Below are 24,244 nucleotides of genomic sequence, written 5' to 3' on the forward strand. Positions count from 1 at the left end.
AATAATGTAACCAATTCACTTAGAGGCTATCCGTAATTTTATTTTGAATAATTTCCGCATATATCTTTTGTTACTTATTCAAACTATAAGAAATGGAGGTGGAAATATGTATATAGGACGCGATATGACTGAACTAACAATGGTTTCAAAACATGAATGGAAAGAAGATGAATTAGCTTATTTTCATCACTCACTACAACAGATTCTGCCTTATTTAAATGCAGAAGGTCAAAGTATTTACAAAGAAATTGTAGTAGAAATTGAATCAAGAGGCGGCTTACAAGAAGGTGAAGCTAGTTGGACTCATGGGACAAAAATTTCTTACGACTAAAAAAGTGTTCCCTAGATTGGGAACACTTTTTTATTTATTGTATTGTAATTTTCTCCACGCAATTTTCGTAAATAGTACGATGCGATTTCGAAAAAGGTAATTGCTCAAATGCTTCTTTCGATACAAATTTCAATGTATCTGTATCAACAATATTGCCAGTTACCTTTCCATAAAATACAAATATATCCCAAGTACGATGTGTAAACGTATGTTGTACATTCATTGCATATTCATCAATAGAAACCGCGAGTTCAAATTTTTCTTTCATATAATCTATAAGCTGTTCCTTCTGATTTCGAATACCTTCTCCAAGTTCAGCATTAGGAAACTCCCACATATTAGCTAACAAACCTGTACTTGGACGTTTATTAATAACGTAACGACCGTCTTCAGTTTGAAGTACTCCTGCAACAATAGGTACCATTTTAGGAGCTTTCGCTTTACTTTTTACTGGTAATTCTTTTTGAACACCTTCAGCATATCCTCTGCAATGCTCACGTACAGGACAAAGTAAGCACGATGGATTTTTAGGAATACAAATCAGTGCACCTAATTCCATCAATCCCTGATTAAAATAAGATGGGTTTTCTACTGAAATAATTTCACGCACAATCTCTTCAAAAACTTTTCGAGTCTTCGGTTTTGCAATATCATCCCATACTGATAAAATGCGAGATAATACACGCATAACATTTCCATCAACTGCCGGCTCTGGTATACCATATGCAATACTTAAAATAGCACCTTTTGTATATGGTCCGACTCCTTTTAACTTTTCAATTTTCTTTACATCACTTGGTACAACCCCGCCGTATACTTCTTTTACCTCTTTTACTGCCGCATGTAAATTACGTGCTCTAGAATAATATCCTAAACCTTCCCATGCTTTTAATACTTCTTCATCATCTGCGTTCGCTAACGCTTCAAGTGTAGGAAACTTCCCCATAAAATTTGCGTAATATGGTTTTACGGCTTCTACTCTTGTTTGCTGTAACATAATCTCAGAAACCCAAACGCGGTATGGATCTTTATTTTTTCTCCATGGTAAGTCGCGCTGCTCCTCTTCAAACCAACCAATTAAATCATTTTGAAACTGCTCTATATTAAATTTTTTTAGTATTTCAAGTGTCAAACTTGATCCCCCTCATTTTTTTGCATATAAGTACTATTATAAAGATTTTAGGAAAAAATTTAAGTAAGATGACATAGGAAATTGAAGGCAAAGGACTTGAGGTATCGAATAAAAAGAGTTACATTAATAAAAAACGGAGGTGGATTTTTATGGACACAGCCACTCACCTTGTTATGGGTATCACTTTAGGTAGCTTAGCAACATTAGATCCAGCCATAGCACAAAGTGATATTGGCCCACAAGCTGTTATGCTTGCTACAATTGCTGGTTCCAACATTCCTGACATTGACACAGTTTTAAAATTGCGTAATAACGCTAAATATATAAGAAATCATCGCGGAGTTACTCATTCCATTCCCGCGGTAATTCTTTGGTCATTTCTTATAAGTGGCATCTCTTTCGCCTTCTTTTCAGACGCTCCATATCTTCATCTACTACTTTGGTCATTTATTGCAGTCTTCCTTCACGTCTTTGTCGATATTTTTAACGCCTATGGTACACAAGCATTACGGCCTTTCACAAAAAAATGGGTCGCACTCGGCGTGATTAATACATTTGATACCGTAATTTTCTTTATCCATATACTTGCAATTGCTTGCATGCTCGTCGGTTCTCATAAAGGATACACAGCCTTAGCAGCATATATATTAATGATTATTTACTATATCGGACGGGTTATGATGCACCGAAATATAAGAAGCGTTGTACACAAACGTTTCAAAAATGTCGAAAAGATTATCATTTCTCCTTCTTACCGATTTTATCATTATCATTTAGCAGTCGTTACAGCTGATTATTACTACGTTGCGAGATGGCACCGTGGTAACATCATGATATATGACAAATTCGATCGGGTACCGTTCCCAGAAAATGATATTATGCGAGCAGCTAAACAAGATGAAAACATCTCGGCCTTCCTATCTTTCTCTCCTGTATATCGCTGGGATATTTTTGATCATGATCATTATTATGAAGTACGATTCATTGATTTACGGTATCGCAGTAAAGATTATTATCCATTTGTCGCGATTGTTCAGCTCGACCATAATTTAAATATTATTAGTTCCTATACAGGATGGATTTTTAGTGAAGAAAAACTTCGAAAAAAGCTGGAATTACTTCCACATTAAAAAAAGCGACTTAAGTCGCTTTTTTTAATGTTTCAAATGATCTTCTTGATTAATTAAATGGCTATACTTCGGATTATTTGTACGCATTTCATGAAGGCGTACACCATGATTATTAATCCATGATCGTACCACTTGCTCAGTCATTTCCTCACCTTGATAACGCCCTGATTTTGCATAAGTTGTTTGAAAATCTTCCCAAAGTAATTCAACCCACGCACGTGCTTGTCCGTAAGAAAGCTTGTCATTCTTATCTAATAATTCTTTCGTTAATGCTTCATAAATATCATTCATGTTCTAATCTCCTTTTCCCTATTTATCCCTTCATTTCTAAAGGATAGTTTCTTCTGTTTTGCACATTCTATAAGTGATACTTCTTAAAGAGGTATCAACTGATGATGAGGAGGGCGTTCGCAATGGGTAAACAAGCCGAATTTTGGTCTGAGTCAAAAAACAACAGCAAAATCGACGGTCAGCCGAAAGCGAAATCACGCTTCGCTTCGAAGCGACCTAACGGCACAATTAACACGCACCCACAAGAACGTATGCGTGCTGCAAATCAGCAGGAAGAGTAATACAGTTACAACCTAAAAAATTAACTTCCTACACGAGGTGATAAAGATGAGCTACCGTGATCGTTTAGATAGTCGTTCTGAATTATTTAACCATACGTGGACTCGTCCGAAACATGCGAAAGCGCAAGTTAACGGACAGACGCAGCAAACCCAGTCTCTCATTATATTGGCCAACGAATGTAAAAAACGCCAATTTTAGAATCTCCTATCTCCTTTAACGCCTACCAAAGATGAAAACCAGAGAGATATTTGCTCTCTGGTTTTTATTTTTCTTGCAATAAGGAAATTGGTATTCCAATCTCTTCATTATCATTTTGTTTATAACCCCAAGCGAATACCCCATTGAAGTAAGTAATTTTAAATAATATACCAGGTTCTTCTATTAATTCATATGTTTCACCAATATGGAATTTGTTTATATCAGTCATATAAGCGCGAGCCATTGCCATCTTTCTCATTAATACATCGAACTCATTTACAATTCCAAGCTGTTCAGCCTTTATTGCTTGCTCCTTCAAATCCCCAATTTCTTCTCTAAGCTCATGTGGTGTCATTTCACTGTAGCGTTTTGGCATATTCATCTCATTATTCCCCTCATCCCTCTTCACGTTTCATTTGTAAAAATATCTCTATCTCATCAATAGAGAATCCTTTTCGATATAACGCTTGTTTCATCTTGTTTTCAAATGTCCATCCATCATACTTCTTATATTTCTCATAATACTTATTCCCATGATAGTGTAACGCTTCTTGTTGCTTTTCGTCATCTCTTTCGTCTTTCAATTCTTCCAAACAAATTTGAATTACTTCTCTAGAATACCCTTTTCGAACAAGCATCTCATCCAACTTTAGCTTCATTTGTAAAAAAGAATGCTTTTGATAAGATTTTTTTTTCTTTTCTATGAGAAACAAGGCATTCTCAATTTGCTTTTCCTTCGGATATTCTTGTAAACTATGCATAATAATTAAATCCTGAACACCTTTATTTAACAACTCTCTTTTAATAACAGTTGGACCTTTTCGATTCACATTACTTTGCGTTCGCGTATATAAAACCGCGTACTCTTTATCATTAATATATCGGTCATGTAATAATTTCGAAACGACTTCAGAGATGATGGCCTGTCCCACTTCTTTTTTTCGTAAAAAATCTTCTATTTCTTGTTTTGTTCTCATTTGATAGGATAAATAGGAGATTGCTTGTAAATATGCTTTTTGTACCTCTTCATTGTACAAAATATTTCCTAACTCTATTTCATCAATTTCTAAGCCTTTTTGTAATCCATGTTTCATTAAGATTACTTGATCCACACTAAACCCGTACTCTTCACCTTGGCCTTTATCAATATAAATATTAAATCGTTCTTTCGATCGCTTTTGTACTTCTATTTTTGTAATGACAGCCATACTCTCACCTCCCTATTATTTTAACATAGTCGAGGAACATTTTTTCTTTTCAAGAATATATATAATGAGGAGGAAATGATTATGAAAATCGCAATTTCTGGTGGCACTGGTTTTATTGGTAAATACCTCTCTACTTTTTTTATTCAAAAAGGATATATGGTCTACATTCTTACTCGAAAGAAAACTACTAGAACCTCAAACCATAACCTTCAATACGTACACTGGACACCAGATTTATCTACCTTTCCACTCTCCTCTATCGATGTAGTCATTAATCTAGCTGGAGAATCTATCAATAGTAGATGGACAAAAAAACAAAAAGAAACAATATTAAACAGTAGAATTCAAACAACAAAAGGACTTATTCAACAACTACAAGTAATGGAAACAAAACCACATACATTTATTAATGCAAGTGCTATTGGATACTACGGAACATCTGAAATAGAGTCTTTTACTGAGCAACAAGAAACTCCCGGAAATGATTTTTTAGCAGAAACAGTATTTTTATGGGAGCAAGAAGCAGCTAAAGCATGTTCTCTCGGAATAAGAACAATTTACACAAGATTTGGCGTTGTATTAGGTGCAGATGGCGGAGCCTTGCCAAAGATGTTACTTCCCTATCAATTCTATATCGGCGGCACCATTGGTTCTGGGAAGCAATGGTTATCATGGATTCATATAGACGATGTCGTTCGTATGATGGATTTCATCATACACAAAAAAGAAATTGATGGCCCTCTTAATATGACAGCACCAACACCTATAAGAATGAAGGAATTTGGAAAAACCATCGCTGCCGCAACGAGAAAACCACATTGGCTGCCTGTCCCTTCATTTATGCTTCACGCCTTATTAGGTGAGATGAGCATACTTGTACTAGAAGGGCAACATGTATTACCTAGTAAAGCAATTAAACATGGATACCAATACACATTTCCGGCAATAGACCATGCATTACAAAATATACTTTCGCATACAATGTAGTACTTCTAAAACAAAATTTTACATGGGCCCTTTTAAAACTTTCATTTTCTAGGATCCGAAGCATTACCATACAAATAACCTTTCAGTTACTTTCCCTTAACTTCCATTAGCATTATAAAGTAACAGAAATGAGGTACCTATGAAAATATTGCTCAAACAAGCCATTGTATACCCTATTACATCTCCAAAGTTTCAAGGCGATGTACTCGTTACAGAAGAGCGAATTACCGAGGTCAAACCTTTTATTCAACCTACTCAAGATATGACCGTTATAGATGCACGGGCACTCCATCTCTTACCTGGCTTTATTGATGTCCATACTCACCTTGGTCTCTATGATGAAGGTACTGGTTGGGCTGGAAATGATGCCAATGAAACATCTGAAGTTTCAACACCACATATTCGTTCTTTAGATGGTATCCACCCTTTCGATATTGCCTTTCAAGACGCTGTGCAAAATGGAATTACAACCGTTCACGTTATGCCTGGTAGTCAAAATATTATCGGGGGTACTACTTGTGTAATAAAAACAGCTGGAACTTGTATTGATCATATGATTATTCAAGAACCTGCTGGTTTAAAGATTGCCTTTGGAGAAAATCCTAAAAAGGTCCATAGTAATGGAACGAAAGAATCCATAACACGTATGGGGATTATGGGGTTACTACGGGAATCATTCTATGAAGCACAACACTACGGGCACGAAGCTGATTTTCGAATGCTTCCTATTTTAAAAGCATTACGTCGTGAAATACCCGTACGTATCCACGCTCACCGAGCAGATGATATTAGTTCTGCGCTACGCTTTGCAACGGAATTCAACCTCGATCTACGTATTGAACATTGTACAGAAGGACACTTTCTTGTTGAAGAGCTTTCGAAACACAATTTGAAGGTTTCAGTTGGTCCCACTCTGACACGCCGTTCTAAAATCGAACTAAAAAACAAGACATGGGATACTTACCATATATTATCCAAAAATGGTGTGGAAGTTTCTATAACGACAGACCATCCTTATACACCCATTCAATATTTAAATATTTGTGCTGCTGTTGCAGTAAGAGAAGGGTTAGATGAGAAAACAGCACTAGAAGGAATCACCATATTCCCAGCGCGAAATTTGCGTTTAGAGGATAGAATTGGAAGTATCGAGGTTGGAAAAGACGCCGATCTCGTGTTATGGACTCATCATCCTTTTCATTATTTAGCCAAGCCTGTACTAACTATGATTGATGGAAAAATAATTTACAAAAAAAATAAAAAAAACTAGTTTATTTTTTTGACTAGATAAAGTATTATACGATTATAAACTGAATGAAACCATAATCAATTTGTGTCGTGATTATCATTTTCAAATTGATGAATGGGGAAGGCAAATGGTGCGCCACCAGCGTTAGAAACTGGTTCTAGTGGGTTCGATTCCCACCCCGAAATTTTTTAAAGATTGATATAAAAATTTCGAGGGTGGGGTGTTTTTTCGTCATGCTACCCTCGTGTGAGGAGGAGTTAGTATGTTGAAAAAACGCGACTTACACGACAGCCACGTTCTATACGAGTTAATGGTGGATCCAGCTGTCTTCCCTTTTGTGCGTCAAAAGGCTTATTCTTATGAAGAATATTTATTCTTAACGAAACAAACAATTGAAGCTGAAGAGCGTGGTGAATTAATTTCACGCACAATTTTAGATGAATGGGGTAACCCCATCGGAACAATTACTTTATTTGATGTGCAAGAAAAAGCTGGGTTTCTCGGGACATGGCTCGGCAAACCATATCATGGAAAAGGCTATAATAAATTAGCAAAAGATTCATTTTTTAGTGAACTTTTCTATGAATTAGATATTGAAACAATCTTCATGCGTATTCGTAAAATAAATATTCGTTCTATTAAAGCTGCAGAAAAACTGCAATATGTAAATCTAGCAAACGAAACAAGAAAAGCCGTATATGATGAAATTAACGCAAACGAAGAAGTATATAACTTATATGAAATTCCAAAAGATCAATACACACTTGCTACAATGCGAGATACAACCTTCCAAGATGCTCATCAATTAAAAGAAGCATAATCTAAATTTTCTGAAATGATAATCAATCATTAACATTTTCCATATGCGTATATCCCCTCATGTCTTTGGAAACGATAAATAGTAACTTTAAGACACGAGGTGATTTGTAATGGATAAAAAGAAACGTGATAAAGCAAAAAATACATTATCTAGTACACAAGAAGTTCTCTATCAACGAGAATTTCAAAAAGCAGATCGTGCAGCAGGATATCGCTCGAAAAGCATTTAAAGTGAAAATGAATAATTAGAAGTTTCCCCCCTAATTATTCATTTTCATTACATAATTTTCTCGACTGATAGAAGTAAGCAAAAAGGACCCTTATACATAAGGGTCCTTTTTGCTGTGGACAACTTTATCCACAAAACCAACGAAATTGTTAGTAATTTTCAAAAACATTTAATATTTTTCTATATTAAAGTATATATCAGCTGTTTTAATTGTGGATATTTTTCTAAAAATTGTGGACAATGTGGATATAGTTGTTAATATTCCGACTTTACTGTTTAATGAAAGCGCAATCCTTTTGTGGATAACTAGCTGAATTTTCTTTGAAAATAATAAAGAACCCTCTTTACATATACAAAGAGGGTTTCATATTAAGTAAAAGATTGTGCAAGAGCAGGTGATTTAATAGGTATATGCCGCGGTTCTGCATGATTTTCTGCCAAAATTGCATCTACAATATGACCAGCTGGCTCTGGAAGATAGATGCTTTTCATTGCTTCTTTCATTTGAAGAAGCTTCACATCATCTTGTAATAATGCCTCTGTTTTTGCAAAAACCTCACTATCATCGCGAATGACAACTGCTGCTCCTTTTTTTTCAAAGTACATCGCATTTTCATTTTCTTGTCCTGGAACAGGTTTATATAAAATGACAGGTACTTGCAACGCTGCTGCTTCACTTAATGTTATTCCGCCTGGCTTCGTAATCATACACGAAGTAACTCGGAATAATTCATCAATATTTTCAACATACCCAAACACTTTTAATGCATCGGAATTTTGATTCTGTAAACTTAATAAATCCTGTTTTAAAGCTTCATTTTTCCCACAAACGACAACTACTTGTAAATTAGGCACTGACATAAATGATTGGCATAGTTCTTTTACATTTCCTAATACCCCATGAGCACCTGCTACAATTAGTAAAATCTTTTTATTCTTACATAACTGATATTTATTATATATGATGTCTGGATTTACCTTTAACTCAAAACTACTCCGAATTGGAATTCCTGTTTCAACAATTTGTTCCGCAGGTACACCGATATCAACCATCAATTCTTTCACGTGATCCGTTGCAACAAAATAACGATCTACTTCTCGATGAATCCATATTTTGTGCACGCAAAAATCAGTTAATACGTTATAGACAGGAATTGAAATCCCTGTTTGTTTCTTCAATTCTGGTACAGCGATAATTGGAAATGTATTAATTACAATATCTGGTTTCTCCACCTGTAACAGTGTTTTCAAACGTTTTCTTCCAAAGTTCGCATACCAAGATGCTATTTTCTTATCATAAATTTTTTCTACCCCGTAATAAAACAAACGATATAATTCTTTTCCTATTGTATAACTTTTTAAATATAGATATTTTGTAATGTCAGTTATAAATGGATGTGATTCTCCAAACAAGTCGCATACAATAACATCTTCAATTCCTTTTTGGCGAAATGTTTGTTCTAATGTTTTTGCTACTTGCACATGACCATTACCGTAATGTGCAGTTAATATTAAAACCTTGGGGTTTTTTATCAAACAAATCCACTCCTAGCTTTTTGTTTCTCCATATTGCATATACGACAATAGGAAAAACATTTTCCTTAAAAATTACATAAACAGATTCTAATAATTCCCTTTTCAGCTATGTACCTGTCGTGGATATGCAAAGCATATAAGATTGACCCCTTAATCCTATCTGTGCTCATATCTTTACATTATACTTTCCTATAAGAGCTTTCGCAATAACTTACAAATGTTCTCTATTCCATGATACTCACTCTTTTACTTCTTAATTCTTTTTACTATTTTGATTTCCCTTTACAATTATGTAAATTTCTCCACTTATTCCGTACAAAATTATGGATATTCTACTTTCAGTATACTCTTTTATCAATATATACTCTAGATTTTATTGTAAAGAAAGCAAAAAGCCTAATCCAATATTTGGATTAGACCGCTTGTAAAATATGTTTAGCATGTTCTACATTTTTCTCAGTAGGTGGTTCTACATTTGCGAGTGGATACTTATGTCCAAGCGCCTCCCATTTATATACACCAAGCTTGTGATATGGTAACACTTCAACTTTTTGAACATTAGACAGACTTTGAATAAAGCTAGATAGTTTTTGTAGATCCTCTTCATTATCCGTAACACCAGGAACTAATACGTGTCGTACCCAAATCGGTTTATCCTTATTCGATAAATAACGAGCGAATTGTAAAATATGTTCATTTGGTTTCCCTGTTAATTTACGATGCTTTTTGGAATCGATATGTTTCAAATCCAATAAAACTAAATCTGTATAATCCATTAAAATATCTAGCTTACTTTGGAATTCTGGTTCCTCAGAATAACAACCACCAGAAGAGTCGATTGTTGTATGGATACCAGCCTCTTTACACTTTTTAAACAACTCAATTAAAAAGTCTAGCTGTAATAATGGCTCTCCACCGCTAACTGTTATACCGCCTCCGGAGGCTTCAATAAATGGAAGGTAACATGTCACATCCTGCATCACTTCTTCAACTGTTATTTCTTTACCTTTACCGATTTCCCAAGTATCAGCATTATGACAATATTGACAACGTAATAAACACCCTTGTGTAAATATGACATAACGAATCCCTGGGCCATCAACAGTACCACAAGACTCTACAGAATGTATTCTTCCTTTTACCATGTTACTTCCTCCTTTATTGAAACAGCCTCCCTTCGCTATATATTAAGAGCGAAGGGACACTTTTTTCATTTACATGCTTTCATGCATTGTACGGTTAATTACATCAATTTGTTGTTCACGAGTTAATTTAATAAAGTTTACAGCGTAACCAGATACGCGAATTGTTAATTGTGGATATTTCTCAGGATGTTCCATTGCATCCATTAATGTTTCACGATTAAATACGTTAATATTTAAGTGATGGCCTTCTTTTACTGCATAGCCATCAAGCATAGATACTAAGTTACGTACTTGTACATCATCTTCTTTACCAAGTGCTTTTGGAATAATAGAGAATGTATTAGAAATACCATCTTGTGCATCTTCATATGGTAATTTAGCTACAGATAATAATGAAGCTAATGCACCTTTTGTATCACGTCCGTGCATTGGATTTGCACCTGGTGCAAATGGTTCTCCAGTACGGCGTCCATCTGGAGTGTTACCAGTTTTCTTACCGTATACAACGTTAGATGTAATAGTTAAAATTGACATTGTATGAACGGAATTACGATATGTTTTATGTTTACGAAGTTTATTCATAAATGTTTTCACGAGATTTACAGCGATTTCATCTACACGATCATCATTGTTACCGTATTTAGGGAAGTCTCCTTCAATTTCGAAGTCCACTGCAATACCGTTTTCATCACGGATTGGTTTTACTTGTGCGTATTTAATTGCACTTAATGAGTCTGCTACTACAGATAGACCCGCGATACCTGTTGCCATTGTACGAAGAACATTCGTATCATGAAGTGCCATTTCAATACGTTCATAGCTATATTTATCATGCATGTAATGGATAACATTTAGTGTGTTTAAATATAGACCCGCTAACCATTCCATTGTCATATCAAACTTATGCATAACTTCTTCGTAATTTAATACTTCAGAAGTAATTGGTGCGTACTCAGGACCAACTTGTGCTTTTGATTTTTCATCTTTACCACCGTTAATCGCATATAATAATGCTTTCGCTAAGTTTGCACGAGCTCCGAAGAACTGCATTTGCTTACCGATTCTCATTGCAGATACACAACAAGCAATTCCGTAATCATCGCCGTAATCAGCACGCATAATGTCATCATTTTCATATTGAATTGCTGATGTTTTGATGGACATTTTCGCACAGTAGTTTTTAAAGTTCTCTGGTAATTGTTTAGACCAAAGAACTGTTAAATTCGGTTCTGGAGCTGGTCCTAAATTATCTAATGTATGCAAGAAACGGAATGAGTTCTTTGTTACTAATGGACGACCATCTAATGCAATACCACCGATAGATTCAGTTACCCAAGTTGGGTCACCAGAGAATAATTCATTATAATCAGGTGTTCTTGCGAATTTCACAAGACGTAATTTCATAATGAAGTGATCTACAATTTCTTGTACTTCTTCTTCTGTTAAAGTACCATTTGCTAAATCTCTTTCAATGTAAATATCTAAGAATGTAGAAGTACGTCCAAGACTCATTGCAGCTCCGTTTTGCTCTTTAATCGCCGCAAGATATGCGAAGTATAACCATTGGAACGCTTCTTGTGCATTTGTTGCTGGTTTAGAAATATCGAAACCATGAGAAGCAGCCATTTGTTTTAGTTCTTGAAGTGCACGCATTTGCTCAGATAATTCTTCGCGTAAACGCATTGTATCTTCGCTCATTACACCACCAGTTAAATTCAAATCAGCTTTTTTCGCTTCAATTAAATGATCAATACCATATAATGCTACGCGTCGATAGTCACCGATAATGCGTCCACGACCGTATGCATCTGGAAGACCAGTAATAACGCCTGATTTACGTGCATTTCTCATTTCTGGTGTATAGGCATCGAATACACCTTGGTTATGAGTTTTTCTCCAATCTCTAAAAATACGACTAAGTTCTTTGTCCATTTCGTATCCATAAGATTCACAAGCTTGCTCCGCCATACGAATACCACCATATGGTTGTAAAGAACGTTTAAATGGTTTATCAGTTTGGAAACCGACTACCTTTTCAATATCTTTATTTAAGTATCCTGGGTCATGTGATGTAATAGAAGAAACAATTTTTGTATCCATATCAAGAACGCCACCGTTTTCACGTTCTTTTGTTGTTAAATCCATTACTTGATCCCAAAGTTGTTTCGTTGCTTCAGTTGCTTCTGCTAAGAAAGATTCGTCTCCTTCGAAAACGTTTACATTATTTAAAATGAAATCGCGAACATCAATCTCTGCTTTCCATTTTTCACCTTTAAAGTTTTCCCATGCGTTTTTAACATTTTCTAATACTTGAGTCATCCTAATCTCCTCCATTTTTGATTAGTACAGGACTAAGATTTTTTATATAACAGCTTACACACTTAGAATACTACTTTTTTAAGAAAGTGAACGAAATAGTTGTGACATGTTTGTGAAAAGTTGAGCAAACCACTATATATATAGTGGTAACTTCATTTAAAAGTCTTTAAAATTAACCCTTTCCTTAATTGTATTTTTTTGGTATTCTTATATACGAGTCCTATTTTGTAATATAAGAACAATACCCATTGTAGAGCTGTAATACTCTTATCTCCTAATCTGTTATAGTTTTTATAACAGAACAAAAAAGTGTACACATGTTGTACACTTTTTTGTTACTTCTATAAAACATCTCTTTTTCTATTGCCATCATAGAATCCGCCACGATTGTCTGTTAATGCAATTATTTGCTCTAGTCCCTCTATATGATCACCTATAATTCGAAGTACAGCTGGAGGATGACCTATTTTTGCAAAATGTTCACTGGGACGAATACGGTTCATCTTATCAACCTCAACACGATATACACACGCAATTTCAAATCCAGAAAGAAGAGCCTTCACTTGTGCTACACAAGGTGACAATAAAGATTTATACCCAATTGCTTTCAAACACTTGTGGCTAAATGCATTAGGTACCGCAATAAGTGATCCTACCCCTAAATCCTTTCTATCACAAGCTAAATTTAGTGCATACTTAAACGCAGTTACAAGATGAAGTGGTACTCTTAGATCTAAATAATGATTTAAATCATTTAATGCGACGTCCTTTCCATCTGCAATAGCTTTTGCAAAAGGATATAGCTCCCTAGCTGGAATAACAAAATCACCATCTATAAATAACACAATTTCTCCTTTTGCAAAATAAGTTCCAAGTGAACGCCCTACATCGTTTCCAAGGGCTTCTTTATATACAATTGTCGTTGCGCCCTTGTCTTTTGCAATCGTTGCTGTTTTATCTGACGAACCATTTACGACGACGATGATTTCAAAAGGTTCAATTTTACGAAGCTCTTCTATAACGTTTCCAATTGTTTTCTCTTCATCTTGTACAGGAATAACAACCGATAGTTGCTTTCCTTTATACAAATTGGATGTAACGCCCCATCCTTGATAAAAATCTTCGAAATTTAAAGTATGATAGACGCTATTCCTTTTCCTATTTCCATCATAATATCCCCCGCGTGTATCACTGCTTACTATCCGTTCCGCAACAGCTTCTATATGATCACCTATCATTCTTCTTTCAGATTGAGAAAGGCTCGTGCCATATGCAGCATGTTCAACCGGTCGAAATTTATTCGGCGTAATAACATCAATAGCACAATGACGGCTAATTCTCCATTTACTTTGTGCTATACGTAAATGAGCTACAATAGGATTAACTAAACATTCGTATCCAATACTCTGGACGACTTCTTTCGTCAACGCATGAGGTACAGATAATAAAGAATCTATTTTTAATTCTTCACGCTCTAACATTGCATTTAATATTTGACGCCACACTGTAACAGAATGGGGTTTTTGTTTCTTTAAAAACAATGCGTCCAAATTATTTAAAACGATGTCAGTCTGATCATGTAAAATCGGATTAAGAAACAATTGTAATTTTGAAGTTGGAATAGCAAAGTCCCCATCTATAAATAGTAATACATCACCTATCGCATATTTTGCGCCAACTGCACGTCCAACATCGTTTCCTAATAGTTCTGTATGCCTGATTACTTTACATCCTAACCGATTAGCAACCTCTTCTGTACCATCATTACAACCATTTGCTATTACAATAATCTCTACTGGATTTAACGGTTTTACCGATTGAATAACGTCTGAAATTGTATCCACTTCATTACTTGCAGGAATAATAACTGATAGCGACTTAGCCATTGTTTTCTTCATGAAACCACTTAATAGTTTCTTTCAATCCTTGTTCCCACGTTACTGTCGCTTGAAATTGAACAAGCTCTCTTAACTTCGTTACGTTCGGCCTTCTATTTGGAATTTCTTCAAAGCCATGTGGATATACTTCCTCAAAAGGAACTTGTATAATTTTTGAAGAAGATTTCGTTAGTTTTTTAATTGTTTCTGCTACTTCTTTTATACTCTTTTCGTTCTCGGAACCTATATTAATAATCTCACCATTTACCTTCTCATCCATTGCTCGAATCGTTGCCTCTACCGCATCACTTACATACGTAAAGCAACGTGTCTGCTTTCCATCTCCATATACGAGAATATCTTCTCCTTGCAGGGCCGCACTGATAAATCGCGGGATTACCCCTGCATACGGACCATCTTTCGCTCTTGGACCATAAATATTAAAATAACGAACAATTGTTACCGGTAAACCTTCTAATGCGTAGCCTAAACATAATGTTTCTTCTAATGTTTTACACACTGCATAACTCCAACGTATTTTAGAAGTTGCCCCGTACAATCGGTCCCCTTCTTCTGAGAAAGGCGGTTTGCCCTTGCCATATACTTCGGAAGTAGATGCAAAAACTACTTTCTTCTTTCCTTTTAATGCTGCTTGTAAAATGTTTCTCGTTCCATCAAAATTCGTTTCAATGAGCTCTATACTTTTTTCCATTGTCGTTTTAACACCTAAAATTGCTGCTAAATGAAACACTACATCATGTTGATTTACTAACTCATAAATAGAATTTTTGTCTAAAACACTTATTGGAATAACCCGCATCTCTCTCATTAGCTCATTATGATACTTATTTTTCCCTTTATAGAAGTTATCCACAATCGTGACTTCATAACCCCTTCTCACCAACTCTTCAGCTAAATGAGATCCAATAAATCCGGCCCCACCTGTAATTAAACATTTCTTACTCATACACTCACCTTCTTTATAATTCCCCTTGTATCTATTACTCGGTTCATTCCTTTAAAAAGCTTCCAATCGATATTAGAATGATCAGTTAAAATTAAAATACAACCTGCCTCTTTAACTGTTTGTTCATCCAAGGCAACGGATTGATACACCTTATCTCCAATTTCTGCAGAAGAAATATATGAATCATGGTATTTTATCTTGTATCCTTCTTTTATTAGTAATTGAATAATTGGCAAAGCCGGTGATTCCCTCAAATCATTTACATCTTTCTTATACGCGATTCCTACAATTAAAACTAGTCCGGGTGATTGCACCATGCCCTTTACTTTCCGGACAATTTTCTCTGGCATTTCTTCATTAATTACATGTGCCGCCTCAATTAATTGACTAATTGCCCCATTCTTTTTTATTCTCCATTGAAAATATAAAGGATCTACGGGAATACAGTGCCCCCCTATCCCTGGTCCTGGCCAATACGGAGTAAATCCAAACGGTTTTGTAGATGCCGCTTCAATAACCTCATAAAAATCAATCCCTAAACTTTCACATAGTGTGTTTAACTCATTTACTAAAGAAATGTTAACTAAGCGCTGAATATTTTCAAATAGCTTACACATCTCTGCTACTTTCGGAGAGCTAACAGGTACAACTACGTCAAAAATGCTACTATATAAATCCTGTACTTTTTGTTTGCACTTTTCTGTTTGTCCACTAATAACTTTTGGAATAGCTTGAACTGAATATTGACTATTTGCTGGATCAATTCTCTCAGGAGAATATCCAATATAGAAATCTTCTCCTACCTTTTTGCCGGCTTGAGAAATAATAGGAATAATAACTTCCTCAAGTGTGCCTGGGTATGTGGAACTTTCAAAAATGAAGGTTTGTCCTTTTTGGAGATTTTGTTGTATATAATGCGAAGCTGAAATGAGGGCACTTAAATCTGGTTCTCTTCGTTCATTAATTGGAGTTGGAACAGTAACAATAACATAATCACTATTTTGGAAATCAGTAATACCTTTATCTGGTGTATTTACTATTAATTTATTTTTAGTCAATAAACTTTGTAACACTTTAGAAGAAACATCTGGAATATAACTTTCTCCTTTTATAATCGATTCTATTTTTCTAGTATCTTTATCTAATCCTAGTACGGTATATCCTCTTTCTGCAAAATGGACTGCTAAAGGAAGACCAACATACCCTAATCCAATAATAGCTACTTTACTACTAGCATTCATCTGTATTCTTTTCTTCCTTTCTCAATTGTTGAATAATGTCTCTATCGCGATCTCCATCCGTAAAACTCCCACGTTCGTCTGTATATTGTAATAGATAAGCAATCGCCTCAAGTTGATCACCGAAAATACGGTCAAATGCCGGAATACGTCCATTTACAAACCCATGTTGCTCCGGGCGTACCCGATTGGTTTTTATAACATCTACAAATTCTACTGCTGTAATAGAAAAAACCTCCAAAATAGCTTTCATTTGGGCTAATGGCGGAATAACAAGCGAGTCATATCCTATTTTCTCTATTACCCTTTTATGCATAGCATGTGGTACTGCCGTTAATGAGTTATTCCATAAATCCGGTCTTTTCGCTACTAAATTCACAAAATATTTCCCCATACTAATTGGATCTGCAGGATGAAACATATCTAATAAGCATTGTAAATCATTTAAAACCACGTCACTTCCATCTTCAACAGCTTGCAAAAATGGAGTGAGTTTTTTTGCTGGAATAACAAAATCACCATCAACGAATAAACAAATATCTGCCGTAGCATGCATGGCACCTATCGCTCGTGCTACATTATGTCCAAGCGCCTTCGTAAATTCAACAACAATAACATTTTCTAGCTTTGCGTGTTTAACAGTCTCAAAATCTGCGCCATTCGCGACAACAATAATTTCATCTACCCCTGCTTTTTTCACTTCTTGTATAACAGATCTTATCGTCATTTTTTCTTCTGACACTGGTATAATCGCACTATATTTCGCTTTTTCCTTCTTTAATACAACGGGTTTATAGTTCCCTATAAACTCTCTATCCCTGTTTCCCTCCGAAAAACCGCCGCGTTTACCATATGTTTCGATTACGTATTGTAAAGCACGTAAATGATCACCCATAATACGGCTAGTCGCTTTCGGATAAGGAGAACCAGGTGATGTTCCCGTATGCACAGGACGAACCTTATTTGTGTGAATTACATCGACCGAAGCCGTATCAACAATATCTACTCCTCTAGACATCGCCATCGCTTGAAATAGTGCTGGATCTGCTAAATTCCACCACCCAAGTTTCTCGATAACTTTCCTGTTCATCGCATGTGGAATTGCGATTAAAGATCCAACAACAAGCTCCTTTTTATTCAAATAACGATTCAACATGAACTTTCCAACTGTCGTATAATGTGGTCTCATCTTTAAATAAACCGACCATGTTAAATTATTCACAACAATTTGATGCCCTTGTTGAATCCCTTTCACGAAACGTTGTAACTCTTTACTATCAATAACAATATCACCATCTAAAAACAAGACAATTTCACCTTTTGCTTCTCTAGCTCCAATAGCCCGTCCAACATCATTGCCAAGAGAATGTTTATAATAAATCATGTGACAATGATGTTGTAACGCTATTTTTTTCGTCCCATCTGTTGACCCATTATCTACCACGATAATTTCGTAAGGCTCGAGCTTCTCCACTTCTACTAAAACTTGCGATAAAGTACTCGCTTCATTGTGCGCTGGAATAACAACTGATACTCTCATACTTGTATCACGCTTACCCTTCCAATCGAACATAAGCAATAATAGGAGTACGCACAATTACATCTTCCGGTGGTCCATAAGAAGGAGAAGTACGCACAATTATCGCCCCATCTGTCACAGATAAAAGAATGCCTGTAACAATTTCTACAGCTGTCACAACTTGCACTAGCTCACCAACATGGTTACGTAATTCATCAGTAAATAACATATATAACTCTCCTTTCTTACACTTCTTTAATTGATATAATGCTTGTAAATGGTAATAAAACTTCAGTTCCTATTCCTTCTTGCAATGTTAAGAAATCATCACCAACTGCTACAATAACGCCTGTTAATTGTCCAACCGTCACCGTAATTTCTACGTTTTTACCTAAATACTGCTTTGCAATTTCTTTAAAAGGTGATGTATTGCATTCTTTTAAAATATTACAAATAATAGATTGAAATTGGCTTGATTTTATAAATTCTTCCGTAGCTTGCTTAGAGTTTCTTTGAATAAACCTTGCAAAGTTTTGCGAAAATAAAAGTCGTTCCACAGCAGGCAATAATTTGTCATCTAAAAAATAGCCTAATTGTCTATTAAATAATCTTGATAACTTATGCCAATATTTTCCGAACAGACACATACACTTCTCCTCCTATTATTTTTAGATTACAAAATTTTACATCCATACATCTTAATGTATACAAAACAGATATTTTTGTGATAGGTAAGACATACATTTTCTAAAAGAAATATTTGTTTAAGGGCATAAAAAAAACTATCCAAAAGGATAGTTTCTTACACTTCAATATTCCGCAACATTGTATAAATGTCGTTATTCACTTTACCAAACGATTTAATGTTGTTTTGGATGTTAGATAATAAAACGACATACACACTTCCGCTTTTACTAAATCCATTTAAGCAATTCCATCCTGGCATTACACCGTGATTCGAATAACTTCCTGGGTCTACGTACCATCCAAATCCGTAATCTTTTTTTCCACCTGTAAACATTTGATCATAGCTCTCTTTTGAAATTAACTTTCCAGAGAAGAGTGCTTCGTTAAATAAATATAAATCATGTGCACTCGTATATATATCACCACAACCATATAGTTGTGACATGCTCGGAATATTAGGTGTTGTCATATTGTTATTTACTATTTTATAACCCGTTGATGGGAATCTTGTTTGTTCTAATTCTGTGCCAAAACCAGAATGTTTCATACCCACAGTAGCAAAAATATGTTGTTTAATATATTCTTCGAGCGGCTGTCCACTTACCTTCTCGGCAATGTATGCAAGTATAGAGTAGTTCGAATCGGAATACTTCCACTTCTCTCCTGGACCACCAATACGCTTTTGATTTCCTATTCGCTTTATCAGTTCTTCATGAGAAATATCTTCTTTTCCCTGCTCATATTCTGGAATCCCTGATGTATGTGTTAATAGATGTTTTAGCTGAATACTATTACCTTGTGGAAAATCTGGAATATACTTCGCAACAGTATCTTCTACTTGTAATTTTTTTTGATCTTTCAACTGCATAATAGCGGTTGCTACAAACGCCTTTGAAATAGAACCAATATAAAAAGTCGTCTCTGAATTATTGGGTACTTGCTGCTCTTTATTTGCCATACCGTACCCTTTATTCAGAAGAACTTTTCCGTTCTTCACAATAACAGCTGTCCCGCTAAATCCTGCGTTTTGTAAATACTGGTCCAATTGAGCGTTTTCATTAATTTCTTGAGGTGGTCCTTCAGTAGGCTGTTCCGCAGCTTGCGCTTGCTTCACTTGTTCTTCCTGCTCTTTTTGTTTTTGTTCTTCTTGCTTCTTTTTTTCTTCTTCTTTCTTTTTTAGCTCTTCTTGTTTCTTCATTTCTGCTGCCGCTTTTAAAGTTTCTTCTTTCTTATTATGCTCAACAATTTTTGTATACATGAAATATACAAGTGATAATAGTAAGACGAGAATGATTGTCCTTTTTATGTATACAATCGGCCGATGTGCTTTCCCATTCGCATTATTTTTTTCCTGATCCATAATTGCTTTTTTCCCCTTACTCACCAATAATTTAATTCCTCTACTAAAGATTTATTTTAGTAGATTATGGATAATCCATTCTATATCATCCCTACTTTATCACGCACTGCAGATATTACCAACCCATATGTACAAAAAAGAAAAAGAAAATTTACAAAAGTAAGATTCCCTTTAAATTATCAAAAAAAAAGAGGATATCCTGTAAAAAATTGATGTTATCAATCTTTTTGGACATCCTCTTATCTCATTATTTATACGTGTTTTTTCATATCATCGGCAACAGATTCAACATTTGTACCTACGATAACTTGTACACTTGTGTCACTTAATTTCATAACGCCTTTTGCACCGGCACGTTTTAATGCTGCTTCGTTTACTTGACTAGCATCTTTTACTTGTAAGCGTAGACGTGTTGCACAGTTATCAATAACTGTTAAGTTTTCTTTTCCACCTAGAGCTGCTACGTAAGTTTCACCAATTGAACCTGCAACTGGTGCATCCACATCTTCAACTAACTCATCGTCATCTTCACGACCTGGAGTTTTTAAGTTGAACTTCTTAATTAAGAAGTAGAATACTGCAAAGTAAATTGCTGCATAAATTAAACCGATACCTGCTAATAATACAGGTTTTGTTGCAATACCAAAGTTAATAACATAATCAATAGCACCTGCGCTAAATGTGAAACCATCACGAATGCCAAGTGATGTTGTTATGAATAAAGAAAGACCTGTTAATACTGCATGCACACCATATAATACTGGTGATAAGAACATGAATGAGAATTCGATTGGCTCTGTAATACCAGTTAAGAATGAAGTTAATGCTAAACCAGCTAACATACCAGTAACTGCTTTGCGTTTTTCTGGTTTAGCAGCCGCAATCATTGCGAAACACGCTGCTGGTAAACCAAACATCATAACTGGGAAGAAACCAGTCATAAACATACCTGCTGATGGATCTTTTGCAAAGAAACGAGCAATATCACCATGAACAAGATCACCAGCTGCATTTGTAAAGTCACCAAGTACAAACCAGAAATAAGTGTTCATTACGTGATGTAAACCGATTGGAATTAATAAACGGTTTAATAATCCGAATAACCCTGCACCGATTGAACCTAGGTTTACAATACCGTGTGACACTGCATCAATACCAGTTTGGATTGTTGGCCAAATTTGACCAAATAATAATCCTAAAAGAAGCATTACAATAGACGTAATGATCGGTACGAAACGTTTTCCAGCGAAGAATCCTAACCATTCTGGTAGTTTAATCTTATGGAATTTGTTGTATAGTAATCCAGCGATAACCCCGGCAATAATACCACCGAGTATAGCCATATTTATTTTTGGTGTCAAAGCTGCTGCTTTAGAAACTTTATTCATCGTATCTGCTAATTTAGTTGGATCTACTGAACCGACTAAATCTTGAACACTTTTTAATTTATCATTTAATTCTGCTGTTGAGTAAGTAACACTTAAAGCATTAGTTGTATTCTTCATAACTAAATAACCAATTGCACCTGCAAGACCAGCTGCACCACTACCGTCAACAGATAAGCCGATTGCAACACCAATTGCAAAAATAAGTGCTAAATTATCAAAAATTGCTGCACCGGCCTGTGCCATAACAGGAATGTTTAATACGTCTTCTTGTCCTAGACGAAGCAATAATCCTGCTGCTGGTAGTACTGCGATCGGAAGCATTAAAGCTTTACCAATACGTTGTAAAAACTGCAACATTTTAATTCCCCCTAATTCAATTTATGAAATCGTTATCATTATAAGTACGCCTTAGAAAACGCTTTCTATTTACATAACCATAATAACATATAGTTGTATAGATGTGTAGTTTTTATTTTTGGATTTTTTATGGATAAATCTCCTATTTCCAAACTGTTATATAAAAGGGAAATTCTCCTTTTTTAATACAGAGGACGCGAAACGAACGACCTACTATAGAACATGTAACTTTCGTTTTATCATTCCACTTTTTCATGTTATTATTTATTTCCGAGCATATCGGGAAAAGTAAACTTAGTTAATTCGAAATAGGAGCGTTGGTACTATGCAGTGCATTGAAACAAACAACTTACAACAGTTGTTAGAACAAGTAAAACCATATACAAAAAAAGGAAAACTTGCTACTTATATCCCCGAACTAGGAAATGCAAATCCAGACGATTTAGGGATTGCCATTTTCCATAAAGAATCAGAATATATCCATGCAGGCAACTCACAAACACTATTTACTCTTCAAAGTATTTCCAAAGTAATTACACTTGCCCTTGCCCTTTTAGACCGTGGCGAAGAATATGTATTTTCTAAAGTTGGAATGGAACCAACGGGTGACCCATTTAATTCTATTATTAAGTTAGAAACGACAAGTCCGTCCAAACCCCTTAATCCAATGATTAATGCAGGAGCATTAGCTATTACAAGCATGTTAGCAGGAAAAGATAACGAGGAAAAAATGGAGCGTATCCTTCATTTTGTACGTGAAATAACAGATAATCCTACTATTAATTATTCTTCTAAAGTTGCCAATTCAGAATTAGAGACAGCTTACTTAAATCGTTCACTTTGTTACTATATGAAACAAAACGGAATTATCGATTGTGACATCGAAGAACTTATGGATTTATACACTCGTCAATGTGCAGTTGAAGTAAACTGTATTGATTTAGCACGTATTGGCTTAATTTTTGCAATGGATGGATATGATCCATATAAAAAGAAACAGATTATCCCTAAACATATTACAAAAATTTGCAAAACATTTATGGTCACATGTGGTATGTATAACGAATCTGGTGAATTTGCAATCCGTGTTGGTATCCCTGCAAAAAGTGGTGTAGCCGGTGGCATTTTCGGCTGCGTAAAAGGTGAAATGGGAATCGGTATTTTCGGGCCAGCTTTAGATGCAAACGGAAATAGTATCGCTGGTTTTAAAATTCTTGAACTTCTTTCTGCTCAAGAAGGCTGGAGTATTTTTTAATGGAAAGTTATCCTGCTAGTATAGCGGGATTTTTTTATTTGATCTGTTATCAATATCCATACAAAAACGGTATTGAAAGTTTCTCTTTATTATGCATATTTGCTCCCCCCTCCCGAATAATATAGTACAACCTAGCGCTATATGTGGAGGTGTGAAAGATGAAACTAATATTTCAAATGGGAAAACAACCTGTTCTTGAAAAAACAATTCTTCTTTTTATATTGAGTATTGTAGAAAGCTTAAAGCTAAAAGTTGTTTCACTCGACGAAGCTCACCGATACATATTCAATTTAGAAGTACTTGAACTATTAATGGACCGGAACATCGATGATCAAGTACTTGAACTTATTCATTTCGGAATGGGACTTGAAGACATTCACCATGTGCTTCCTGAAGAACTTGAGCATACGATCGAAGAATTAAAGTGGCTTTGCATTCAAGTATTAAGTGAGTACAGTATGCATGAAGAATCCGAACAATTAATTGAAGATATACGGTAAAAAAAGCACCTATGTAGGTGCTTTTAATGTTTTTTTAAACTATTTTTATACGCCTCAATATTTACTGGTAGCTCTTCCTCTTCCAAAGTATGTTCATTTACATCTTTATGAATGAACGCACCTTTAGGTGGTTGATGATCATGCCCTTTTTTCTTATGATCAAATGCTTTCCCGCGTCCCATACAAATCCCCCTTTCTTAAAAGAAATCCGTATTAGTATGGAGAAAAGTACGTCGATAT

At 35.2% G+C, this 24,244-nt stretch carries 27 protein-coding genes and 1 pseudogene; 10 read left to right on the forward strand and 18 right to left on the reverse strand.

Annotated elements, in window-relative coordinates; genetic code table 11:
- Positions 1–106 precede the first annotated feature (106 nt).
- Positions 107–331 carry a hypothetical protein gene (locus tag N2V92_RS04945; RefSeq protein ID WP_000275441.1) on the forward strand — a complete coding sequence of 75 codons (225 nt, stop codon included), beginning with the start codon at positions 107–109 and terminating at the stop codon, positions 329–331.
- Positions 332–365: 34 nt separating this feature from the next.
- Here the strand turns inward: N2V92_RS04945 and mutY are convergent, their stop codons facing one another.
- Positions 366–1,463, reverse strand: a complete 1,098-nt coding sequence (gene mutY / locus N2V92_RS04950) for an A/G-specific adenine glycosylase (RefSeq protein WP_000171380.1) — start codon at positions 1,461–1,463, stop codon at positions 366–368.
- A 149-nt stretch (positions 1,464–1,612) separates the two neighbouring features.
- Between mutY and N2V92_RS04955 the strand changes: the two genes are divergently transcribed.
- Positions 1,613–2,593 (forward strand): metal-dependent hydrolase, encoded by a 981-nt coding sequence (locus N2V92_RS04955; protein ID WP_000379114.1) that lies wholly within the window; start codon positions 1,613–1,615, stop codon positions 2,591–2,593.
- Between the two features lie 24 nt (positions 2,594–2,617).
- Here the strand turns inward: N2V92_RS04955 and N2V92_RS04960 are convergent, their stop codons facing one another.
- Positions 2,618–2,884 (reverse strand): YfhJ family protein, encoded by a 267-nt coding sequence (locus N2V92_RS04960; protein WP_000998159.1) that lies wholly within the window; start codon positions 2,882–2,884, stop codon positions 2,618–2,620.
- A 122-nt stretch (positions 2,885–3,006) separates the two neighbouring features.
- On the opposite strand from N2V92_RS04960, the gene N2V92_RS04965 reads away from it, so the two are divergent.
- Together N2V92_RS04965 and N2V92_RS04970 are read left to right on the forward strand one after the other, a co-directional pair.
- Complete coding sequence (locus N2V92_RS04965; RefSeq protein WP_000517891.1) at positions 3,007–3,165, forward strand: small, acid-soluble spore protein K; 159 nt, start codon at positions 3,007–3,009, stop codon at positions 3,163–3,165.
- 46 nt (positions 3,166–3,211) lie between these two features.
- A complete protein-coding gene (locus N2V92_RS04970; RefSeq protein ID WP_000122093.1) occupies positions 3,212–3,364 on the forward strand; it encodes a YpzG family protein in 153 nt (50 codons plus the stop codon).
- 64 nt (positions 3,365–3,428) lie between these two features.
- Here N2V92_RS04970 and N2V92_RS04975 read toward each other — a convergent pair whose 3' ends face one another.
- Both N2V92_RS04975 and recX read right to left on the reverse strand, forming a co-directional pair.
- Positions 3,429–3,746, reverse strand: coding sequence for a YfhH family protein (locus N2V92_RS04975; RefSeq protein WP_001057028.1), 318 nt, complete (start codon positions 3,744–3,746; stop codon positions 3,429–3,431).
- Positions 3,747–3,759: 13 nt separating this feature from the next.
- On the reverse strand, positions 3,760–4,572 hold the full coding sequence (gene recX / locus N2V92_RS04980; RefSeq protein ID WP_000268512.1) for a recombination regulator RecX: 813 nt from the start codon (positions 4,570–4,572) through the stop codon (positions 3,760–3,762).
- An 81-nt stretch (positions 4,573–4,653) separates the two neighbouring features.
- Between recX and N2V92_RS04985 the strand changes: the two genes are divergently transcribed.
- From N2V92_RS04985 to N2V92_RS05000, 4 genes are all read left to right on the forward strand, one after another.
- A complete protein-coding gene (locus tag N2V92_RS04985; protein WP_000684386.1) occupies positions 4,654–5,559 on the forward strand; it encodes a TIGR01777 family oxidoreductase in 906 nt (301 codons plus the stop codon).
- A gap of 139 nt (positions 5,560–5,698) precedes the next feature.
- Complete coding sequence (locus tag N2V92_RS04990) at positions 5,699–6,829, forward strand: amidohydrolase (RefSeq protein ID WP_000698293.1); 1,131 nt, start codon at positions 5,699–5,701, stop codon at positions 6,827–6,829.
- Between the two features lie 241 nt (positions 6,830–7,070).
- The gene (locus tag N2V92_RS04995) at positions 7,071–7,628 is read left to right on the forward strand and encodes a GNAT family N-acetyltransferase (protein ID WP_000914737.1); all 558 of its coding nucleotides are present in this window, start codon (positions 7,071–7,073) and stop codon (positions 7,626–7,628) included.
- Positions 7,629–7,737: 109 nt separating this feature from the next.
- The gene (locus tag N2V92_RS05000) at positions 7,738–7,857 is read left to right on the forward strand and encodes a YfhE family protein (RefSeq protein ID WP_000358482.1); all 120 of its coding nucleotides are present in this window, start codon (positions 7,738–7,740) and stop codon (positions 7,855–7,857) included.
- A gap of 368 nt (positions 7,858–8,225) precedes the next feature.
- On the opposite strand, the gene N2V92_RS05005 is transcribed toward N2V92_RS05000, so the two are convergent.
- From N2V92_RS05005 to N2V92_RS05065, 13 genes and pseudogenes are all read right to left on the reverse strand, one after another.
- A complete protein-coding gene (locus N2V92_RS05005; RefSeq protein ID WP_000594686.1) occupies positions 8,226–9,392 on the reverse strand; it encodes a diglucosyl diacylglycerol synthase in 1,167 nt (388 codons plus the stop codon).
- Positions 9,393–9,805: 413 nt separating this feature from the next.
- Positions 9,806–10,537, reverse strand: coding sequence for a pyruvate formate-lyase-activating protein (pflA, locus tag N2V92_RS05010; protein ID WP_000238468.1), 732 nt, complete (start codon positions 10,535–10,537; stop codon positions 9,806–9,808).
- Between the two features lie 69 nt (positions 10,538–10,606).
- Complete coding sequence (gene pflB / locus N2V92_RS05015) at positions 10,607–12,856, reverse strand: formate C-acetyltransferase (protein ID WP_000195467.1); 2,250 nt, start codon at positions 12,854–12,856, stop codon at positions 10,607–10,609.
- A gap of 152 nt (positions 12,857–13,008) precedes the next feature.
- A pseudogene (locus tag N2V92_RS05020) lies at positions 13,009–13,229 on the reverse strand (hypothetical protein).
- The gene (locus N2V92_RS05025; RefSeq protein WP_012614731.1) at positions 13,198–14,742 is read right to left on the reverse strand and encodes a glycosyltransferase family 2 protein; all 1,545 of its coding nucleotides are present in this window, start codon (positions 14,740–14,742) and stop codon (positions 13,198–13,200) included. The pseudogene N2V92_RS05020 and the gene N2V92_RS05025 overlap by 32 nt, the downstream one beginning before the upstream one ends.
- A complete protein-coding gene (locus tag N2V92_RS05030) occupies positions 14,735–15,700 on the reverse strand; it encodes an NAD-dependent epimerase/dehydratase family protein (RefSeq protein WP_000037052.1) in 966 nt (321 codons plus the stop codon). Before N2V92_RS05030 ends, N2V92_RS05025 begins: the two co-directional genes overlap by 8 nt.
- The gene (locus N2V92_RS05035; protein ID WP_000994266.1) at positions 15,697–16,941 is read right to left on the reverse strand and encodes a nucleotide sugar dehydrogenase; all 1,245 of its coding nucleotides are present in this window, start codon (positions 16,939–16,941) and stop codon (positions 15,697–15,699) included. The genes N2V92_RS05030 and N2V92_RS05035 overlap by 4 nt, the downstream gene beginning before the upstream one ends.
- Positions 16,931–18,478: a glycosyltransferase family 2 protein gene (locus N2V92_RS05040; protein ID WP_012614730.1), complete on the reverse strand. Its 1,548-nt coding sequence runs from the start codon at positions 18,476–18,478 to the stop codon at positions 16,931–16,933. Before N2V92_RS05040 ends, N2V92_RS05035 begins: the two co-directional genes overlap by 11 nt.
- 13 nt (positions 18,479–18,491) lie before the next feature.
- Positions 18,492–18,686, reverse strand: coding sequence for a hypothetical protein (locus N2V92_RS05045; RefSeq protein WP_000899475.1), 195 nt, complete (start codon positions 18,684–18,686; stop codon positions 18,492–18,494).
- 16 nt (positions 18,687–18,702) lie between these two features.
- Entirely contained in the window at positions 18,703–19,104 is a 402-nt protein-coding gene (locus tag N2V92_RS05050) for a hypothetical protein (protein WP_000335512.1), read from the reverse strand.
- Positions 19,105–19,259: 155 nt separating this feature from the next.
- Positions 19,260–20,504, reverse strand: a complete 1,245-nt coding sequence (locus N2V92_RS05055) for a serine hydrolase domain-containing protein (protein WP_000371815.1) — start codon at positions 20,502–20,504, stop codon at positions 19,260–19,262.
- 251 nt (positions 20,505–20,755) lie between these two features.
- A complete protein-coding gene (gene nagE / locus N2V92_RS05060) occupies positions 20,756–22,249 on the reverse strand; it encodes an N-acetylglucosamine-specific PTS transporter subunit IIBC (RefSeq protein ID WP_000938888.1) in 1,494 nt (497 codons plus the stop codon).
- A gap of 142 nt (positions 22,250–22,391) precedes the next feature.
- On the reverse strand, positions 22,392–22,505 hold the full coding sequence (locus N2V92_RS05065; protein ID WP_003276512.1) for a hypothetical protein: 114 nt from the start codon (positions 22,503–22,505) through the stop codon (positions 22,392–22,394).
- A 69-nt stretch (positions 22,506–22,574) separates the two neighbouring features.
- Here N2V92_RS05065 and glsA point away from each other — a divergent pair, with 69 nt between their 5' ends.
- Together glsA and N2V92_RS05075 are read left to right on the forward strand one after the other, a co-directional pair.
- Positions 22,575–23,504: a glutaminase A gene (glsA, locus tag N2V92_RS05070; RefSeq protein WP_001149844.1), complete on the forward strand. Its 930-nt coding sequence runs from the start codon at positions 22,575–22,577 to the stop codon at positions 23,502–23,504.
- 158 nt (positions 23,505–23,662) lie between these two features.
- Positions 23,663–24,004, forward strand: a complete 342-nt coding sequence (locus N2V92_RS05075) for a DUF3969 family protein (RefSeq protein WP_000766603.1) — start codon at positions 23,663–23,665, stop codon at positions 24,002–24,004.
- A gap of 23 nt (positions 24,005–24,027) precedes the next feature.
- On the opposite strand, the gene N2V92_RS05080 is transcribed toward N2V92_RS05075, so the two are convergent.
- The gene (locus N2V92_RS05080; RefSeq protein ID WP_000532409.1) at positions 24,028–24,186 is read right to left on the reverse strand and encodes a hypothetical protein; all 159 of its coding nucleotides are present in this window, start codon (positions 24,184–24,186) and stop codon (positions 24,028–24,030) included.
- Positions 24,187–24,244: the final 58 nt, after the last annotated feature.

Origin of the sequence: Bacillus sp. CH_48 (genome assembly GCF_038008465.1) — a bacterium.
GTDB lineage: Bacteria > Bacillota > Bacilli > Bacillales > Bacillaceae_G > Bacillus_A > Bacillus_A thuringiensis_S.

Coding starts and splice junctions, on each gene's coding strand:
- N2V92_RS04975 (WP_001057028.1), bottom strand. CDS start 3,746: ATGAATATGCCAAAACGCTACAGTGAAATGACACCACATGAGCTTAGA.
- N2V92_RS04990 (WP_000698293.1), top strand. CDS start 5,699: ATGAAAATATTGCTCAAACAAGCCATTGTATACCCTATTACATCTCCA.
- N2V92_RS05025 (WP_012614731.1), bottom strand. CDS start 14,742: ATGGCTAAGTCGCTATCAGTTATTATTCCTGCAAGTAATGAAGTGGAT.
- N2V92_RS04995 (WP_000914737.1), top strand. CDS start 7,071: ATGTTGAAAAAACGCGACTTACACGACAGCCACGTTCTATACGAGTTA.
- N2V92_RS05030 (WP_000037052.1), bottom strand. CDS start 15,700: ATGAGTAAGAAATGTTTAATTACAGGTGGGGCCGGATTTATTGGATCT.
- N2V92_RS04965 (WP_000517891.1), top strand. CDS start 3,007: ATGGGTAAACAAGCCGAATTTTGGTCTGAGTCAAAAAACAACAGCAAA.
- N2V92_RS05040 (WP_012614730.1), bottom strand. CDS start 18,478: ATGAGAGTATCAGTTGTTATTCCAGCGCACAATGAAGCGAGTACTTTA.
- N2V92_RS05065 (WP_003276512.1), bottom strand. CDS start 22,505: ATGAAAAAGTGGAATGATAAAACGAAAGTTACATGTTCTATAGTAGGT.
- nagE (WP_000938888.1), bottom strand. CDS start 22,249: ATGTTGCAGTTTTTACAACGTATTGGTAAAGCTTTAATGCTTCCGATC.
- N2V92_RS04945 (WP_000275441.1), top strand. CDS start 107: ATGTATATAGGACGCGATATGACTGAACTAACAATGGTTTCAAAACAT.
- N2V92_RS05080 (WP_000532409.1), bottom strand. CDS start 24,186: ATGGGACGCGGGAAAGCATTTGATCATAAGAAAAAAGGGCATGATCAT.
- N2V92_RS04955 (WP_000379114.1), top strand. CDS start 1,613: ATGGACACAGCCACTCACCTTGTTATGGGTATCACTTTAGGTAGCTTA.
- N2V92_RS04970 (WP_000122093.1), top strand. CDS start 3,212: ATGAGCTACCGTGATCGTTTAGATAGTCGTTCTGAATTATTTAACCAT.
- N2V92_RS05035 (WP_000994266.1), bottom strand. CDS start 16,941: ATGAATGCTAGTAGTAAAGTAGCTATTATTGGATTAGGGTATGTTGGT.
- recX (WP_000268512.1), bottom strand. CDS start 4,572: ATGGCTGTCATTACAAAAATAGAAGTACAAAAGCGATCGAAAGAACGA.
- N2V92_RS05075 (WP_000766603.1), top strand. CDS start 23,663: ATGAAACTAATATTTCAAATGGGAAAACAACCTGTTCTTGAAAAAACA.
- N2V92_RS05045 (WP_000899475.1), bottom strand. CDS start 18,686: ATGTTATTTACTGATGAATTACGTAACCATGTTGGTGAGCTAGTGCAA.
- N2V92_RS05050 (WP_000335512.1), bottom strand. CDS start 19,104: ATGTGTCTGTTCGGAAAATATTGGCATAAGTTATCAAGATTATTTAAT.
- N2V92_RS04960 (WP_000998159.1), bottom strand. CDS start 2,884: ATGAATGATATTTATGAAGCATTAACGAAAGAATTATTAGATAAGAAT.
- N2V92_RS05055 (WP_000371815.1), bottom strand. CDS start 20,504: ATGGATCAGGAAAAAAATAATGCGAATGGGAAAGCACATCGGCCGATT.
- pflA (WP_000238468.1), bottom strand. CDS start 10,537: ATGGTAAAAGGAAGAATACATTCTGTAGAGTCTTGTGGTACTGTTGAT.
- N2V92_RS04985 (WP_000684386.1), top strand. CDS start 4,654: ATGAAAATCGCAATTTCTGGTGGCACTGGTTTTATTGGTAAATACCTC.
- N2V92_RS05000 (WP_000358482.1), top strand. CDS start 7,738: ATGGATAAAAAGAAACGTGATAAAGCAAAAAATACATTATCTAGTACA.
- pflB (WP_000195467.1), bottom strand. CDS start 12,856: ATGACTCAAGTATTAGAAAATGTTAAAAACGCATGGGAAAACTTTAAA.
- glsA (WP_001149844.1), top strand. CDS start 22,575: ATGCAGTGCATTGAAACAAACAACTTACAACAGTTGTTAGAACAAGTA.